Origin of the sequence: Comamonas sp. JNW (assembly GCF_003105075.1) — a bacterium.
Taxonomy (GTDB): Bacteria; Pseudomonadota; Gammaproteobacteria; order Burkholderiales; family Burkholderiaceae_C; genus Comamonas; species Comamonas squillarum.
In genome coordinates, this window is the sequence record NZ_QETI01000039.1 from 1 (window position 1) to 319 (window position 319).

1 rRNA gene is annotated in these 319 nt (G+C 49.8%); it reads left to right on the forward strand.

The annotated features are described in order from the left end of the window. A 5S ribosomal RNA gene (rrf, locus tag DCO45_RS22450) occupies nucleotides 1–88 on the forward strand; the annotation flags it as partial. Nucleotides 89–319: the final 231 nt, after the last annotated feature.

Here is a 319-nt window from a genome sequence, read left to right on the forward strand (position 1 = left end):
CACTCCTTCCCATCCCGAACAGGACAGTGAAACGACTTCGCGCCGATGATAGTGCGGATTCCCGTGTGAAAGTAGGTCATCGTCAGGCTTTTATACTGAAAACGTCCAGCAACTAGCTGGACGTTTTCTTCTCTGCTCTTAAAAGAGTAGCGTGCCAGGCCCAAGGGTCGGTGAGCTGCAAGAGTTGAGAAGAAAACGTGAAAACGTTCTGAAGTGCAGCAAAAGCTGTGCTACAATACAAGGCTTCGCTGATCGCGGCGAAGGGGATCTGAGGGTTGAGGCTCTTGGGTCAGGTCTTTAAAAATTAACAGCCGATAAG